The sequence below is a fragment of the Burkholderia sp. MSMB1589WGS genome (genome assembly GCF_001636105.1).
GTDB classification, from domain to species: Bacteria; Pseudomonadota; Gammaproteobacteria; order Burkholderiales; family Burkholderiaceae; genus Burkholderia; species Burkholderia humptydooensis.
Window position 1 is genome coordinate 726,858 of record NZ_LNJT01000008.1, and the last position, 16,630, is coordinate 743,487.

General features: G+C 69.1%; 14 protein-coding genes and 1 pseudogene. 3 read left to right on the forward strand and 12 right to left on the reverse strand.

Annotated features, from left to right (window positions below):
• The first annotated feature begins 78 nt into the window (after positions 1-78).
• The 3 genes from soxC (at position 79) to WT16_RS21025 (ending at position 3,195) form a co-directional block, all read left to right on the forward strand.
• On the forward strand, positions 79-1,338 hold the full coding sequence (gene soxC, locus WT16_RS21015) for a sulfite dehydrogenase (protein WP_041862162.1): 1,260 nt from the start codon (positions 79-81) through the stop codon (positions 1,336-1,338).
• Entirely contained in the window at positions 1,331-1,888 is a 558-nt protein-coding gene (locus WT16_RS21020) for a cytochrome c (protein WP_015604126.1), read from the forward strand. The genes soxC and WT16_RS21020 overlap by 8 nt, the downstream gene beginning before the upstream one ends.
• Before the next feature lie 107 nt (positions 1,889-1,995).
• Positions 1,996-3,195: an LLM class flavin-dependent oxidoreductase gene (locus WT16_RS21025; protein WP_015604042.1), complete on the forward strand. Its 1,200-nt coding sequence runs from the start codon at positions 1,996-1,998 to the stop codon at positions 3,193-3,195.
• Between the two features lie 2 nt (positions 3,196-3,197).
• Here WT16_RS21025 and WT16_RS21030 read toward each other — a convergent pair whose 3' ends face one another.
• From WT16_RS21030 to WT16_RS21090, 12 genes and pseudogenes are all read right to left on the reverse strand, one after another.
• Entirely contained in the window at positions 3,198-4,577 is a 1,380-nt protein-coding gene (locus WT16_RS21030) for an LLM class flavin-dependent oxidoreductase (RefSeq protein WP_063534131.1), read from the reverse strand.
• 65 nt (positions 4,578-4,642) lie between these two features.
• Positions 4,643-5,264, reverse strand: a pseudogene (locus WT16_RS21035) (hypothetical protein); the annotation flags it as partial.
• Between the two features lie 173 nt (positions 5,265-5,437).
• Entirely contained in the window at positions 5,438-6,325 is an 888-nt protein-coding gene (locus WT16_RS21040; RefSeq protein ID WP_063534132.1) for an ABC transporter permease, read from the reverse strand.
• Positions 6,322-7,266 carry an ABC transporter ATP-binding protein gene (locus WT16_RS21045; RefSeq protein WP_231892095.1) on the reverse strand — a complete coding sequence of 315 codons (945 nt, stop codon included), beginning with the start codon at positions 7,264-7,266 and terminating at the stop codon, positions 6,322-6,324. The genes WT16_RS21040 and WT16_RS21045 overlap by 4 nt, the downstream gene beginning before the upstream one ends.
• 127 nt (positions 7,267-7,393) lie before the next feature.
• Entirely contained in the window at positions 7,394-8,449 is a 1,056-nt protein-coding gene (locus tag WT16_RS21050; RefSeq protein WP_006029555.1) for an ABC transporter substrate-binding protein, read from the reverse strand.
• Between the two features lie 44 nt (positions 8,450-8,493).
• Entirely contained in the window at positions 8,494-9,423 is a 930-nt protein-coding gene (locus WT16_RS21055) for a TauD/TfdA family dioxygenase (protein WP_015603333.1), read from the reverse strand.
• A gap of 352 nt (positions 9,424-9,775) precedes the next feature.
• Positions 9,776-10,846 (reverse strand): substrate-binding domain-containing protein, encoded by a 1,071-nt coding sequence (locus tag WT16_RS21065; protein WP_015603756.1) that lies wholly within the window; start codon positions 10,844-10,846, stop codon positions 9,776-9,778.
• Positions 10,847-11,013: 167 nt separating this feature from the next.
• The gene (locus WT16_RS21070) at positions 11,014-12,069 is read right to left on the reverse strand and encodes an ABC transporter permease (RefSeq protein WP_015602598.1); all 1,056 of its coding nucleotides are present in this window, start codon (positions 12,067-12,069) and stop codon (positions 11,014-11,016) included.
• The gene (locus WT16_RS21075; protein ID WP_063534135.1) at positions 12,066-13,619 is read right to left on the reverse strand and encodes a sugar ABC transporter ATP-binding protein; all 1,554 of its coding nucleotides are present in this window, start codon (positions 13,617-13,619) and stop codon (positions 12,066-12,068) included. The genes WT16_RS21070 and WT16_RS21075 overlap by 4 nt, the downstream gene beginning before the upstream one ends.
• A 104-nt stretch (positions 13,620-13,723) precedes the next feature.
• Entirely contained in the window at positions 13,724-15,106 is a 1,383-nt protein-coding gene (locus tag WT16_RS21080; protein WP_063534136.1) for an LLM class flavin-dependent oxidoreductase, read from the reverse strand.
• Between the two features lie 26 nt (positions 15,107-15,132).
• Entirely contained in the window at positions 15,133-15,900 is a 768-nt protein-coding gene (locus WT16_RS21085; RefSeq protein WP_063534137.1) for an ABC transporter permease subunit, read from the reverse strand.
• Positions 15,897-16,628 (reverse strand): ABC transporter permease subunit, encoded by a 732-nt coding sequence (locus tag WT16_RS21090; protein WP_006029547.1) that lies wholly within the window; start codon positions 16,626-16,628, stop codon positions 15,897-15,899. The genes WT16_RS21085 and WT16_RS21090 overlap by 4 nt, the downstream gene beginning before the upstream one ends.
• Between the last annotated feature and the right edge of the window lie 2 nt (positions 16,629-16,630).

A 16,630-nucleotide genomic window follows, 5' to 3' on the forward strand; every position in this document is an offset into this window, starting at 1 on the left:
TTGTCGCGCCACGCCCGGTTGCCGAGAATGTCCGTTTTTCCGCATGATGCCGCGCCCGCGCGCGGCACGGCTTCGAACATGACCGACTCTCCTTCCCGCCCACGCCGCACCGGCCGACGCGCGGCGCTGCGCCAGCTCGCCGGCGGCTGGGCGGCGGCGATGCTGCCGGCCGGCGGCGCGCTCGCAAGCCCGCCGCCTGCACCGCTGGATGTGCCGCCATGGACGCGCACGCCCGGCGCACCGTTGCTGTCGCCCCCGTATGGCCTGCCGGGCGCGCATGAACGCGACGTCGTCCGTCGCAGCGCGCGCACGCCGGCGCTGCCCGGCGCCGGCTCGTCGATGACGCCGCTCGCCGACCTGTTCGGCGACATCACGCCGAACGGTCTCGTCTACGAGCGCCATCATGCCGGCGTGCCCGACATCGACGCGCAACGCCATCGCGTCGTCGTGCACGGCCTCGTGCGCGAACCGCGCATCTTCACGCTCGACGACCTGCTGCGCTTTCCGTCGGAGTCACGCATCCACTTCCTCGAATGCTCGGGCAATACCGGCAGCGAATGGAACGGCCCGAGCGGGCTGCCCGTCCAGTTCACGCACGGGCTGCTGTCGTGCTGCGAATGGACGGGCGTGCGGCTGTCGACGCTGCTCGACGAAACGGGCATCGACCCGGCCGCGCAGTGGCTGCTTGCCGAAGGCGCGGACGGCGCGGCGATGACCCGCAGCCTGCCGCTCGACCGGATTCTCGAACGCGCGCTCGTCGTCTATGCGCAGAACGGCGAGCGGCTGCGCCCCGAGAACGGCTATCCGGTGCGGCTGATCGTGCCGGGTTTCGAAGGCAACACGAACATCAAGTGGCTGCGGCGGCTGAAGCTGGTTCGCGCGCCGGAGATGACGCGCGAGGAAACGTCGAAATACACGAACCTGTTGCCGAACGGCTGCGCACGCCAGTTCGTGTTCGAGATGGACGCGAAATCGGTAATCACGCGCCCGTCGGCCGGCCACCGGCTCGCGTCGCACGGCTATTACCCGATCAGCGGCTATGCGTGGTCGGGGCGCGGTCGGGTTCGCGCGGTCGACGTCTCGACCGACGGCGGTCGCACCTGGCGCACCGCGCGGCTTGCGGGCGACGTGCGCGATCGCGCGCTGACGCGCTTCGAAGCGGACTGGGTCTGGAACGGCGAGCCGGCCGACCTGCAAAGCCGCGCGACCGACGATACGGGCTACGTCCAGCCGACCCGGGCCGCGCTCGTCGCCGCACGCGGCGTCAACTCGCAATACCACTACAACGGCATCCAGAACTGGCGCGTCGGCGCGGACGGCGAGGTGCGCAATGCGTAAGATGATTGCGCGACGGCTCGCGTCGCTCGCGATTGCGTCGGGAACGATCGGCGCAATCGCGCCGCCAGCGTTGCCCGCGTTCGGCGCAGGCTTCGGTCTGGGTCAGCCGGTCGACCGCGCGGCGCTCGCCGCATGGGACATCGACGTGGCGCCCGACGGCAGCGGCCTGCCACGCGGCGCGGGCACGGTCGCGCGCGGCGCGCACGTGTTCGCGGACAAGTGCGCGATGTGTCATGGCACCGGCGGCCAGGGCGGTATCGGCGATCCGCTTGTCGGCGGCATCGGCTCGCTCGCCGGTGCGAAGCCGAAGAAGACGGTCGGCAGCTACTGGCCGTATGCGACGACGCTGTTCGATTACATCCGCCGTGCGATGCCGTACAACGCGCCGCAATCGCTGAGCGCGGACGAAGTCTATGCGGTCACCGCATACGTGCTGCGCCTGAACGGCATCGTGCCCGACGACGCAACGCTCGACGCACGCACGCTGCCGCGCGTGAAGATGCCGAACCGCGACGGCTTCGTGCCCGACCCGCGGCCGGGACAGATGTGACGCGACGCGATCCGCCGGCCAGCACACCGGCTATCGCCATTCCGCGACCGCCGGCATCGTGCCGGATTCTTTCGTTCGGCGCCAGCGCGTCCCGTATGGAGCCCACCTTGACCGCCCCCTCCGTCGCCGCCCAGGCCGATGCACCGCTCGCGCCAACGCCGTTCGTCAACGTCCGTTCACCGGCCGATTTCCCCGGCAGCCCCGTGTCGCGCGTGCTCGCGCAGCCGCTGATGCTCGGGCTGTTCCTGCCGATCCAGGCCGGCGGCTGGAGCGCATCGACGCTGCCGCGCTCGACCGACTGGACGTTCGACTACAACGCCGACCTGGTCGCGCGCGCCGAAGCACTCGGTTTCGATCTCGTGTTCGCGCTGTCGCAGTGGCTGCCGAAAGGCGGCTACGGCGGCGTGTTCGACGGCCAGGCGCTCGACTCGTTCATGACACTGGCGGCGCTCACGGCGCGCACGGAACGAATCATCCTCGTCGCGACGAGCCACGTGCTCTACGGGCCGTGGCATCCGCTGCATTTCGCGAAGTTCACGGCGACGCTCGATCACATCTCGCGCGGACGCTGGGGCATCAACGTCGTGACCGGCCACCGCGCGATCGAGCACGAGATGTTCGGCTGGAACCGGATCGAGCACGACCGGCGCTACGAGATGGCGGCGGAATTCGTCGACGCGGTCAGTCAGTTGTGGGCGCAACCGGACAACTTCAGCTACGCTCCCGCGCTGTCGAGCTGGCGGCTCTCCAGCGCGTTCGTCACGCCGAAGCCACGCTACGGCCGCCCGCTCCTGATCAACGCGACGGGCTCCGACGCGGGCATCGATTTCGCGGCCCGCTATTCGGACATCGTGTTCATCACGAGCCCGGCCGGCCCGGACGTCGATCTCGCGCTCGACGCGCTGCCCGCGCATACGGCCCGAGTCAAGGCAGCAGCCGCCGAGCGTGGCCGGACGATCCGCACGCTGCTCAATCCGCTCGTGATCTGCCGCGAGACGACGGCCGAAGCACGCGCATACCGCGACGCGATCGTCGCGCATGCGGACGAAGGCAGCTTCCATCGCTTCGACAGCGACGCGCATGCGTGGCGCGGCGGCTTCGAACAACGCGCACAGGCGGCCGCGCGCGCGATCGGCGGCAACATCTCGATCACCGGCTCGCCCGAGGAAGTCGCCGACTACATCGTGCGACTGCATCGGGCCGGCATCGACGGCATCCAGTTGAGCTTCTACGACTTCAAGCCGGATCTCGACTTCTTCGGCGCGCGCGTGCTGCCGCTGCTGCGCGACGCCGGCCTGCGACGCTGAATTCAGGCGGCGGGCGCGGCCGGCGTCGCCGCCGCGGCCGGCGCGGCGAACGGGCGCCACGCGGGCCGCTGCAGTCCGAGATGATCGCGCAGCGTGCGACCGCCGTACTCGCTGCGAAACAGCCCGCGACGCCGCAGTTCGGGTAGCACAAGTTCGATGAAATCGTCGAGGCCGCCGGGCAAGGTCGGCGCCATCACGTTGTAGCCGTCCGCGCCGTAACGCACGAACCGTTCCTCGAGCGCGTCGACGATCTGCTCCGGCGTGCCGACGAGCTGCCAGTGACCGCGCGCACCCGCGATGCGCAGATAGAGTTCGCGTATCGTCAGGTTCTCGCGGCGCGCGAGTTCGAGCGTCAGCGTCTGCCGGCTCTTGCTCGCATTGGTTTCCGGCAGCGGCGGGATCGGGCCGTCGAGCGGATACGCGGACAGATCGACGCCGCCCGTCAGGCCGGACACGAGCGCGAGCCCGACCTTCGGGTCGATCAGCGCCTGCAGCGCGTCGAATTTCTCCTTCGCTTCGCTTTCGGTGCGGCCGACCACCGGAAAGACGCCCGGCATGATCTTCAGCGTGTCGGGGTCGCGGCCGAACGCGGCGAGCTGGCCCTTCACGTCCGCGTAGAACGCAATCGCGTCGTCGAGCGTCTGCTGGGCGGTGAAGATCACCTCGGCCGTACGCGCGGCCAGCCGCGTGCCGGCCGGCGACGAACCGGCCTGCACGACAACCGGATGCCCCTGCGGCGCGCGCGCGACGTTCAGCGGCCCGCGCACCTGGAAGAAGCGGCCGCGATGATCGAGCACCTGGCGTTTGTCGGGATCGAAGAAGCGGCCGCTTGCGCGATCGCGCACGAACGCGTCGTCGTCCCAACTGTCCCACAGCCCGCGCACGACGTCGGCAAACTCCTCCGCGCGTGCATAGCGTTCGCCATGATCGAAATGCGCGTCGCGGTTGAAGTTGCGCGCTTCGTGCGCGCTCGACGACGTGACGAGGTTCCATCCTGCGCGGCCGCCGCTGATGTGATCGAGCGACGCGAACTTGCGCGCGATGTGGAACGGCTCGTTGAAGCTCGTCGATGCGGTACCGACGAGGCCGATGCGCTCGGTGACGGCCGCGAGCGCGGACAGCAGCGTCAGCGGTTCGAACTGCGCGACGTAGCTGTGCGCGGTGCGGCTCAGGAACTCGACGTCGTCGCCGCGCGTGCCGACGCCGTCCGCGAGAAACACGAGATCGAACTTCGCGGCCTCGGCCGCCTGCGCAAGCCGCACGTAGTGACGAAAGTCGACGCCGGCATCCGCCTGTGACCCAGGGTGGCGCCATGCGGCGATGTGATGGCCGGTCGGATACAGGAACGCGCCAAGGTGCAGGTGGCCGGTACGGGTCGTCATCAGGAGGTTTTCCGGGAAGTGGGCTGCGGGCGCAGCGGGATCAGAACACGCGTCCTTCGGTCGGGTATCTGCTGGATGAAGTGATCGTCGCGCGCGGTCGGCGCCGGGCTGTGCAGCACCGGCCGGCCGTGCGCGAGCACGTAGCGGCGCGCGTCGGCCACCACGTTGCGCACGATGCCCGCGGCCGTCGCGACGAGATGCAGTTGCCGCAGCGCACCGCAGTGGCGCCCGACGAGCGTCGAGCCGTCGCGCGCCGCGATTTCGTCCGCGAACACCTGCACGTCGTGCAGCAGCAGGCTGCCGCTCGCGGTCATGCGCTGGCCCATGCCGTCCCAGTCGTCGAGCACCTGCACGCCATCGCGCGCGACCGGAATGATCAAGGCGAGCGGGTCGCCCTGCTCGCTCTCGACGTTGATGCGCGCGAAATCGGCAAACGCGGTGCCCGTCGAATAGTATTTGCGGCCCGTCACGCGATGATGCTCGCCGTCGCGGCGCAGCACGGTCGTGTTCTCGCATCCGCAGCACGCCGAGGGCGGAGCGGCGAAAGAGCGCGAAACCTTCGAATGGCAGTTCGCGACGTGCTTCGCGTTGGGCGGCATCGCGCCCGATCCCGATCGCGAGGTCGGGCAATGCGGCGAGCGCGGCGTGCAGTGCGTCGCGCGTATCGGCGCCATGACGGGCATTCATTCAGCGGTTCCTCATCCCGAAAGGCGAGGGCTCGCCGCACGATTGCGCGATCCGCCGCCGCAGCCCGCAGGCGGCACCGAAAAGTATAGGGACGCATCCGGCGTGCGTGAAAAACCGATTTCAGCTTTGGTTATGCGTGCGCCGGGAATGCGCAGGCACTTGCAGCGATGCGCTCAGTGCTGGATGCCCCAGCGGCGCACGGTCACGCGTTCGAGCGTATCGAACACGAGGTGCTCGACGAGCAGGCCGATCACGATGACGGCCGCGAGGCCCGCGAACACGCGGTCGGTATACAGCTCGTTGCGGTTCTGGAAGATGTACCAGCCGAGTCCGCCCTGCCCCGCGCTCGCGCCGAACACGAGCTCCGCCGCGATCAGCGTGCGCCACGCGAATGCCCAGCCGACGCGCAGCCCCGACAGGATCGACGGCAGCGCGGCCGGCACGAGGATCAGCGCGATCTGGCGCAGGCCCGTGAGGCCGTAGTTGCGCCCGGCCATCTTCAGCGTGGCCGGCACGCCGGCGAAACCCGTGTACATGCTGAGCGCGAGCGGCCACAGCACCGCGTGCACGAGCACGAACAGCAGGCTGCCGGTGCCGAGCCCGAACCACAGCAGTGCGATCGGCAGCAACGCGATCGACGGCAGCGGATTGAACATCGACGTGAGCATCGACAGCACGTCGCGGCCGATGCGCGTCGACACCGCGAGCGACGTCAGCACGAACGCGAACAGCACGCCGAGCGCATAGCCGCGCAGCAGCACCGAAATCGAGATACCCGTCTTCACGAGCAGTTCGCCCGACGCGATGCCTTGCACGAACGCGGCCAGCGTCGCGCCGAAGGTCGGCACGAGCAGATCGTTCGCGACGATGCGCGCGACGATTTCCCACGCGGCGATCAGCACGAGCGCGATCACGGCGCGACGAAACCCGCTCGCGCCGACGATCCGACGCAACAGCGGCGCGGGTGTCGCACGCTCGGCGGCGGGCGGTGTGTCGAGCGCGTGCACGTATTCGGCGCGAACGGGCGGCAGCGGCGGCAGGACCGGATCGATCGCGCTCATGATGCGGTTGCCTCCGTGGCCGGCGCGGCATGCGTTTCGTTCGCCACGCCAGTATCGAACAGCAGGCGATGAATGCGCGCGACGCTGTCGCGGAAGTCGCCGCTGCCGACGCTGTCGAGCGAATGGTCGTGGCTGTTGAGCTCCGCGCGCACGCGGCCCGGATGCGGCGACAGCAGCAGGATCCGGTTGCCGATCACGAGCGCCTCCTCGATCGAATGCGTGACGAACAGCAGCGTGAAGCGGAACTCGTCCCACAGCCGCAGCAGTTCTTCCTGCATCTTGCGGCGCGTGAGCGCGTCGAGCGCGGCAAACGGCTCGTCCATCAGCAGCACGCGCGGCTGCATCGCGAGTGCGCGCGCGATCGCGACGCGCTGCTTCATGCCACCGGACAGCGTATGCGGATACGCGTCGGCGAACGCGGCGAGGCCGACCTTGTCGAGATAGTGCAGCGCGCGCTCGCGCGCCTCGGCGCGCGACAGCTTCGCGGCCGCACGCAACGGAAACGCGACGTTCTCGACGACCGTCTTCCACGGCGGCAACTGGTCGAATTCCTGGAACACGACGATGCGGTCGGGGCCCGGCCCGTGCACGGGCCGGCCATCGAGCGCGATCGAACCCGACACGGGCTCGATGAAGCTGGCGATCGCCTTCAGCAACGTCGACTTGCCGCAACCCGACGGGCCGAGCAGCACGAAACGGTCGCTGCCGTACACGTCGAAGCTGACCTGGTGGGTCGCGCGGACGATCCGCGCGCCGGTTCGGTATTCGAGGCTCACGCGCTCGACCGCCAGCAGGCGCTCGCTGTGCGCGCCGGCCGGCGCGGCCTGCGGCGCGGGCCGGCTCGCGGTGCGGGCCGCGTCTGTGGCGGGAGGCGCGCCCGGCGCAGCGGCACCGCGCGCCGCATAGGGCGGCAACCCGATTCGGGGAGAAGTGGCGTTCACGATCGAAACTCTTGCGGGTAAAGCATCAACATACGGCGGCGCGGTGCGCGGCCCAACCAACGATTGCGCATATCGAAACCGCGTCGACGCATAAGCGTCGATCGCGACGTCGCAACGCCACCGCCGCTCAACTGCCGCCGGCCGTCGCCGGATCGTCGAAGAAGTAATCGCGCCACGACTTCGGCTCGTTGCGGATCGCACCGGTGCGATACATGAACTGCGCGAGCTTCAGCGTGTTCTGCGGTGCCGTCTTGAACTGCACCTGCGGATTGCGCAGGATCTTCAGCAACAACGCGCGATCGATCTTCGAGTCGTTTACGCGAATATAGGTGTCGGCCGCGCGCTCGGGGTCGGCCGCGATCTGGCGCGCCGCATCGGCGAGCGCGGCGACGAACGCGCGATACGTCTTCGGGTTGTCGTCGCGGAATTTCCCGGTCGCGTACAGCACCGTCGCGGAGCTCGGGCCGCCGAGCACGTCGTAGGAATTCAGCACGATGTGAGCGTTCGGATTGCCCGCGAGTTCCTGCTCCTGGAACGGCGGATTGCCGAAGTGGCCGGTAATCACGTTGCTGTTCGCGAGGATCGCGGCCGTCGCGTCGGGATGCGGAATGGCCTGCGTGAGCGGATCGAGCTTGTCGAACTGCTTGTCGCCCCATTGCTTCGCGGCTGCGTACTGCAGCACGCGCGACTGCACCGACACGCCGACGGCCGGCACCGCGATGCGGTCCTTCGCGCCCAGGTCGGCGATCGTCTTCACGTTCGGGTTGCTGCTGACGAGGTAGTACGGAAAATTGCCGAGCGACGCGACGCCCTTCACGTTCTGCCGGCCGCGGGTGCGATCCCACACGGTCAGCAGCGGCCCGACGCCCGCGCCGGCGATGTCGACCGCGCCCGACAGCAGCGCGTCGTTCACGGCCGCACCGCCCGACAGCCGCACCCAGTCGACCTTGATGTCGAGGCCGGCCTTGCGCCCTTCCTTCTCGATCAGTTGCTGGTCGCGCGCGACGTTCAGCATCAGGTAGACGACGCCGAACTGCTCGGCGATGCGGATGCGGCCTTCCGCGTGCGCGGCTTGCGGCGTGCCGGCGGCGGCGAAGGCCAGCGCGGCGGTGAGCGAGGCGGCCAGAGCGCGGCGCGCAAACAGGGTCGTGCGGCGCAGTGCCGGCGAAAGCGGAAACGACATCGGAACTCCAGTGAGAATGACGCTGCGAAGCGAAGACGTGACGCTCAGAACGGCGCGTCGCCTTCGATCGTCGTGCGGTACAGCTTGCGGCGCAGATGGTCGGGGGTGCCGGCCGCGAGATGCATCAGCGAGCGGTTGTCCCAGAACACGAGGTCGTGGTCGCGCCAGTGGTGCCGGTGCAGATGCTCGGCGCGCACGCTGTGCGCGAACAGTTCGTCGAGCAGCGCGCGGCTTTCGTCCTCGGGCACGTCGACGATGCGCGTCGTGAAATGCTCGCTGACGAACAGCGCCCGGCGTCCCGTTTCCGGATGCGTGCGCACGACCGGGTGCACCACCGCTTCGACTTGCGCGATCTGCTCGGCCGACAGGTTCGGCCGCCACGGGCTGCGCGCCTGCAACTCCGCATAGCGCGCCAGATACGTGTGCTCGGCGCGCCGTCCTTCGACCGCGCGACGCAGATGCGCGGGCAGCGTGTCCCAGGCGAGATGCATGTTTGCGAACAGCGTGTCGCCGCCCTCGGCCGGCAGCTCCTGCGCATGCAGCAGCGAACCGAGGCTCGGCTTTTCCTTGTACGACAGGTCGGAGTGCCAGAAATGGCCGGCGTCGCCGAGCCCGATCGGCTTGCCGTCCTCGACGATGTTCGACACGATCAGCACTTCCGGATGCGCGGCCAGCGCGAACTGGTGCAGCACGTGGATCTGCAGCGGGCCGAAGCGGCGGCTGAATGCGATGTGTTCGTCCGGCGTGATGCGCTGATCGCGAAACACCAGCACGTGATGGTCGAGATGCGCGCGGTGGATGCGCGCGAAATCCGCGGCGTCGAGCGGTTGCGACAGGTCGATGCCGACGACTTCGGCGCCGAGCGGCGCATCGAACGGGACGATGTCGAAGCGCTGCGCGCCGGCCTCGGGCGGCAACGCGGGGCGATGGCCGGCGAACGTCGATGCTGCGGTGCGGATGGCGGGAGTCGTCACGATACAGCCCTTGATTCGGTAAAGATGCGAATCTACGAGCGCGTGCCGGACTGCGTCAACGAAGCGATTCGGATACGTTTATCTGCTGCAGCGATAAAGATTGCTGCTCGGGCGGCGGGCCTGTAAAACGAGCCGCCGGCCGCCCGACGCGCCGTCGATCCGTCCGGTCACATCACCGGCTTGCGACGATGCCGGCTCGACATCCAGCGACGACAGCGGCCACGGCCGATCGCCTGCATCGTCGTGCGCGTCATGCGCGTTCGGCCACCGCTTGCCGGTCGGGTCGCGCCCGGCGGTTCGCCCGAATCGTCCGGCACGCCCTGGTGCGCGCGGTCGCTGCATTCATGGGCGCTCAGTCGGCCGCCGGAATCCATGCGGCAGTCGCCGCGTCGCTCGCGCGGAACGCAGGAAACTTCGCGCCGAGTTCGGCCACGGTGCGAATGTCGTTTTTCACGAGATCGTCGCGCGTGATCAGTGTCGGCTTGACCGCGATGCGCGCGCCCGGGTCCTGGCCGGCGACCAGCAGTGCCGCCGCGCGCACCGACACGGCGCCGACGACCGCGGGATTGGTCGCGGCCGTCGCGACCCACGCGCTGTTCGGCGCGCGGATCGCCTCGATGTCGGCCGTCGAGATGTCGGCACTGTAGATGCGGATCTTCGACGACAGCTTCGCTTCGTCCGCGGCGAGCTTCGCGCCGCGCGCAAACTCGTCGTAAGGCGCAAAGACGACACGGATATCCGGATTCGCGCGATACGCCGCGGCCGCCTGATTCGCGACCGATTGCGCGATCGGATTGTCGACGGTGCCCCAGCGCGCCTTCTCCCGCACCTTCGGATGCGCGCGCTTGAAGTCGCGCCATGCGGCATCGCGCCGGTCGAGCGGCGCAAAACCGGCCACGTAGACGTAACCGGCCGAGAACGCGTCGCCGTTGTCCTTGACGGCCTGCCCGAGCAGCAGGTTGGCCAGGTCGCGATCGTTCTGCTCGATCTGCGGCACCTTCGGATTGCCGAGGTCGACGTCGAACGCGACGACCTTGATGCCTTTGTCCAGCGCACGCTGCACGACGTCCTTCAGCGATTCCGGCAGGCCGTGATTGACGATGATCGCGGACACGCCGATGCTGATCGCCTGCTGGATCTGCTCGCGCTGCTCGGCCGCATCCTGCCGGCCCTCGTAGATGCGCAGATCGACGCCGAGCGCACGCGCCTGCTTCTGCGCGCCGGCCTCGTAAGCCTGGAAGAAGTCGCCGGTCGACAGATAGTTGACCAGCGCGATCTTCACGCCGCCCTTGTCGAACGGCGCGGGCGCGCCCTTGAGCGGACCGGCCTGCGCGGCGGGCGCGCCCAGCACAGTCGCGAAACACAGCATGAGTGCACCGATCTTCAGATCGACGCGCGATTTCCGGCAAAGCAACGAGCGCATGGCGGGCCTGTCTCCACATGGGACGATATGGGCGCCAATCTATCAGCGCGGCACACGAACGCAAACCGAGCGATTCGGAAATGGATATTACTTCGGATGGCAAACCGTTACGGCATAACGATCCGGCGGACAGACTCCGGCCCACGCGGCGCATCACGGCATGCGCATCACGCGCGCGCATCCGTACGGCGGCCAATGCCGAACGTGAACGCCAGCGCGAGCACGAGCAGCGCCCCCTTGATGAAATCCTGCATGTAGTACGGCGCGTTCAGCATCGTCAGCCCGTTGAGCAGCACGCCGACGAATACCGCGCCGACGACCGTACCGAACACGTTGGGCCGCTTCGCGCCCCATACTGCATAACCGATCAGCGCGGCGGCCACCGCATCGAGCAGCAGCGAATGGCCGGCGCTCACGTCGCCGCGACCGACCCGCGCGGCGATCAATACGCCGCCGAGCGACGCGATCGCACCCGATACGACATACGCGGCGCCCCGGTAGCGCGCGGCGGGCGCACCGGCAAGCCGCGCGGCCGTCTCGTTGCCGCCGATCGCATAGATCACGCGGCCCCATCGGGTCGCCTCCATCGCGACGCAGGTCACTGCCGTGACCGCTGCGAGCAGCAGCACCGGCAACGGCACCACGTCGAACACGCGCAGCCGGCCAAGCGCAAGAAAAGCGTCGGGGAACACGCCGGTCGCATCCGTGCCGTCGGGCAGCACCGAGCCGGTCGCGAGTGAACGGCCGCCGGTCGGAATCAATTGCAGGCCGGCCATCAGGAACAGCGTGCCGAGCGTCGCGAGCTGGTCCGGCACGCGCAGGCGCGTAATCAGCACGCCGTTGAACAACCCGGCGGCCACGCCAAGCGTCACGCAGGCGATCACCGCCGCCAGCGTGCTGCCGTGCCACACGACCAGCACATAGCTGGCGGCCATCTGCGCGGTCGCGGCCACGCTGCCGACCGACAGGTCGAAACCGCCGGCCGCGAGCGTGATCGTCACGCCGATGCCGAGCAACGCGACGATCGACACCGACTGCAGGATGCTGAACAGATTGTCGACGTTCAGGAACGCCGGTTCCCTGAGCGCAAATCCGATCACCAGGAAGATCAGCACCAGCAGGATGCCCGTGCGCTCGAGGGCATCGCGAATGCGGGCTGCTGCGGCGCGCGGCCGTTCGACCGGCGCGGCATGGTGGTCGACGGAAGAAGTCACGATTTTCATGAGCAGGCACGCAAGGCGGAGGACGTTGGCGGCAAGTCATCGATCGTCGCGCGATCGAACCGCACGATACGATCCGCGATCTCGGCCGCTTCTTCGAGATCGCTGACGAACACGATCGTCGCGCGCGCATGTGCATGACGCCGCAGCGTATCGACGATATCGGCCCGCGCGCCGGCATCGATGCCCTGAAACGGCTCGTCGAGCAGCAACAGCCGCGCGGGTTCGGCATGCCAGCGTGCGAGCACGACCTTCTGCTGATTGCCGCCGGACAAGCGGACCACGCGATCGTCCGGACCCGTGCAGCGGATGCCGAACCGCCCGATCGCCGCCGCGGCGGCCGCGCGTTCGCGCGCCCTGCCCACCGGGCCGCGCGCGAACCAGCGCGACAGGAACGGAAAGCCAATCGTGCCCGCGATCGAAGCGAACGGCACACTGTCGGGAAACAGCGACGTGCGCCAGCGGTCCTCGCCGGCCAGAAAGACGCCGGCGCGAATCGCGTCGGCCGGCGAACGCGGGCGCCACGGCCGCCCGTCGAGCGTCATGTCGCCGGCCACCGCGCGCGCGGCGCCGAAGATCGTATTCGCGAGGCGCGACTTGCCGCCGCCGACCGGGCCCGCGATCGCGACGATCTCGCCGCGCCGGACATCGAGGTCGAACGGCGCACTGGCCGGCGTCAGCCGGATACGCCGCATGCTGAACGCGGCGTCCGACTCGCGCGACGCGGCGCGAGCCGGCACCGGCTCGCGCGTTTTCGGCAAAGGCCGCCCGATCATCGTCTCCACCGCCGCATCGAAATCGACGGGCGCGGGCAGATCCGCGACGATCCGGCCGTCGCGGACGATCGCCACGCGATCGGCGATGCGGCGCAAATCGCCGAGCCGATGCGACACCAGCAGGATTGCCACGCCATCGCCGCGCAACGCGTCCAGCAGCGCGAAGAGCCGTTCCGCCTCCGGCGCGGACAAGCTGGCGGTCGGCTCGTCGAGTATCAGCAGCGACGGCTGCCCGCCAAGCGCACGCGCCAGCGTCACGCGCTGCTGGTCCGCCAGCGACAGCGACGCCAGCGGCGCGGCCAGGTCGACGTCGAGCCCGACCCGCTCAGCGAGCGGCCGCGCCGCAGCCCGCCGCGCGGCCGGCGTCGCGCGCCACGGCGACGCCCGATCGCACAGCCGGTCGAGCAACAGGTTGTCGGCGATCGACAGCGTCGGCACGACGGCGTCGGCGACCGACTGGTGCACGGTCGCGACGCCGAGCCGCTTGGCCGCGTGCGGCGATGCCGGTCGATACGGTTCGCCGCGCAGCATCAGCGTACCTCCGTCCGGCCGCAGCACGCCGCTCAGGATCTTGACGAACGTCGACTTGCCGGCGCCGTTCGCGCCCATCAACGCGACGACTTCGCCCGCGTCGATCGACAGGTTCAGCGCCGACAGCGCGACGGTCGCGTCGAAGCGCTTCGCGATGCCGGCGGCGCTCAGGACGGGCGGCGACGCCGATCGATGCGATCGATCTTCACGCGTCGCACCGGCGGTCTCATTTGCCGTCGTATTCATGCCGGAAGCTCCTGCTGGCGGGCACGGCGCGGTAGCAACCGGAACAGCGCGTCATGGTTCATGTCACGCAACTCCCCGATAATCGTTCCGTATCGACCGGCGCATCAGCGTCCGTCAGATGCGGCTTGCCGGAACGACGCGCCATGCGCGGTGTCCGGCAGGCGGTCGCGGCCGCTCAGCCGCGAGCGGAAGGTGCCGGCCGGCGCCGTCGTCCGGTACAGTCCGCGCTTTTTCAGTTCCGGCACGATCAGTTCGGCAAAATCGTCGAGCGTGCCCGGGCTGATCAGCGGGTTGAGCATGTAGCCGCTCGTCGTCGACTGCCGTGCATGCTCTGCGATCCGATCGGCGACTTCGTCGGGCGAGCCGACGAGGATCAGGTCGGTGCCGCGCGTGACGCTCGCGAACTTGCGCCGCACGTCGCCGGCAGTGAGCGGCTTGCCGCTGCCGTCGGGCCGCACGACGTACGACGTGAGCCCTTCCGTCTGCGTCGTTAGCGGTTCGTCGTCCGCATAGCGGTCGATGTCGATGCCGGTGTCGCCCGCATAGCTGACGAGTTGCGCGTGCTGGTGATAGTGCTGCTGCAGCGTGTGGTATTTCTCCTTCGCGTCGCTCGGCGAGCGCGCGGTCACGATCCGCAGCACGGTCAATGACTTCACGTCGTCCGCAGCACGGCCGCGCTCGGTCGCCAGCCGGCGAATCTCGTCGAGCCCCGCACGAATCTCGTGCGGATTCGACTTCGCGACGAACACCACCTCCGCGTGCTTCGCCGCGAACTCACGTCCGCGCCCGGACCAGCCGGCCTGGATCAGCACCGGCGAGCGCTGCGGCGACGGCGCACAGACGTGCGGCCCCTGCACGCGATAATGCGTGCCCTCGTGCGCGATCGGCCGCACGCGGTCGCCGCGCGCATAGCGCGGCGCGTGCTTGTCTGCGACGACCGCATCGTCCGCCCAGCTCCCTTCCCACAGTTTGTACACGACGTCGAGAAACTCCTCCGCGCGCGCGTAGCGTTCGTCGTGGCCGATCATCCGGTCGAGCCCGAAGTTGCGCGCCGCACTCGTCAGGTAGGACGTCACGATGTTCCAGCCGATCCGGCCGTTGCTCAGATGATCGAGCGTGCTGAAGCGGCGCGCGAGCGCGAACGGATGCTCGTAGGTCGTGCTCGCGGTCACGCCGAACGCGAGCCGCTCGGTCTGCGCGACGAGCGCCGGAATCAGCATCATCGGATCGTTCGCGGGCGACTCGACCGCCCATCGCAGTGCCGCGTCGGCCGACCCGCCATATACGTCGTACAGGCCGAGCACGTCCGCGAAAAACAGCATGTCGAGATCGGCCTGCTCGGCCGTGCGCGCGAGGTCCGACCAGAACGCGAGCGTATTCGCGCGCAGCCGTTCGTCGGCCGGATGAGTCCACAGGCTCGGCGCGCCGCCGCAGCCGACGCTGGCTTGTTCATACAGGGAAAACAGCAAGGGGCGAGGATCGGACATCGTGGAATTCGTTACCAGGGCAGGAATCAGTTGGGTGTCGCCCACGCGCCCGACGATGCGCGGCGGCGTCGGGCACGCATGCGAGCGTCGGGCGCGTGCGTCAGATAGCGATTGACGCGCTTCTCGAGACGGGCGGCCGGAATGGTCAGCAGCGCGACCAGCACGACATAGACGACAGCCGCGCCTGCCAGCGGTTCGTACACGCGCAACGTCTCGAAACGCAGCGTATTGGCCGTCCCCATCACGTCGAACACGGTAACGGTCGACGCGAGGACGGTCGATTTCAGCAGCAGGATCGCCTCGCCGGTGAGCGCGGGCAGCGCGAGCCGCCACGCGCGCGGGCCGACGATCCGGCGCAGCACCTGCACGCGCGTCATCCCGTATGCGTGCCCGGCTTCGATCTCTTCGGCCGGCACGCCGGCGATCGCGCCGCGCAGGATCGTCGCGACATACGCGCTCTCGTTCACGCTCAACGCGACGATCGCGTACCAGAACGCGTCGCGCAGCAGCGGCGATGCCCAACTGTCGCGCATCCATTCGCGCGGGACGATCTGCCCGAATCCGTAGTACAGCAGATAGAGCTGAACGAGCAGCGGCGTGCCGCGAATCAGCATGAGCCAACCGCGCGCGGACCAGCGCAGCGGCGCATGGCGCGCACCGGCGGCGAGCGCGAGCGGCACGCCCAGCAGCACGCTCGCCGCGCCAGAAACGAGCGTCAGCGCGAGCGTCGTCGGCACCGCGGCGAGCAGCTTCGGCATCACCGTATCGAGCAGGAACGGCAGCGAGAAGATCATGCGGCGCGCCTCGTGCCACGGCTCGCATGCCGCTCGAGCGCCGCGAAGATGCCCGTCGACGCGATGCTCAGCAGCAGGAACAGCGCGGCCGTGACGAGATAGAAGAATACGTAGTGCCGCGTCGCGCCGGCCGCGAGCTGGCTCGCCTTCAGCAGATCCGTGAACGAGCCGAGCACGCTGATGAACGACGCGTCCTTGGTCGCGTTCAGCCACACGTTGCCGACGCCCGGCAACGCAAGCCGCGCGGCGGCCGGAAGCCGGATGCGCGTCAGTGTCTGCCACGGCGTCATCCCGTACGCGTGCGCGGCTTCGACCTGGCCGGCCGGCACGTTGACGAGCGCCGCGCGGAAGATGTCGGTCAGATACGCGCCCTGGATGAACCCGAGCGACAGTGCGGCGACGACGAACGGATCGAATGCGAAGCCGTCGGACACGATCCCGCTGTCGCGAAGCGCATGCTCGACGGCCGGCGCCACCGCATAGAACGCGAGCAGCAGGCACAGCAGCTCGGGCAGCGCGCGCACGAGCGTCGTGTAGAGCCGCGCGAGCCATGCGAGCGGCGCGTGCCGCGACAGCTTGCCGAGCGCGCCGGCGATGCCGAGCAGCACGCCGGCGCAGAACGACGCTGCCGCGACGCCGAACGTCAGTGCGAACGCGCCCGCAAACACGCGGCCATAGCCGCCGTCGCCGAATGCGAGCAACGCGAGCAGCGAATCGTCCGCGGCCATCG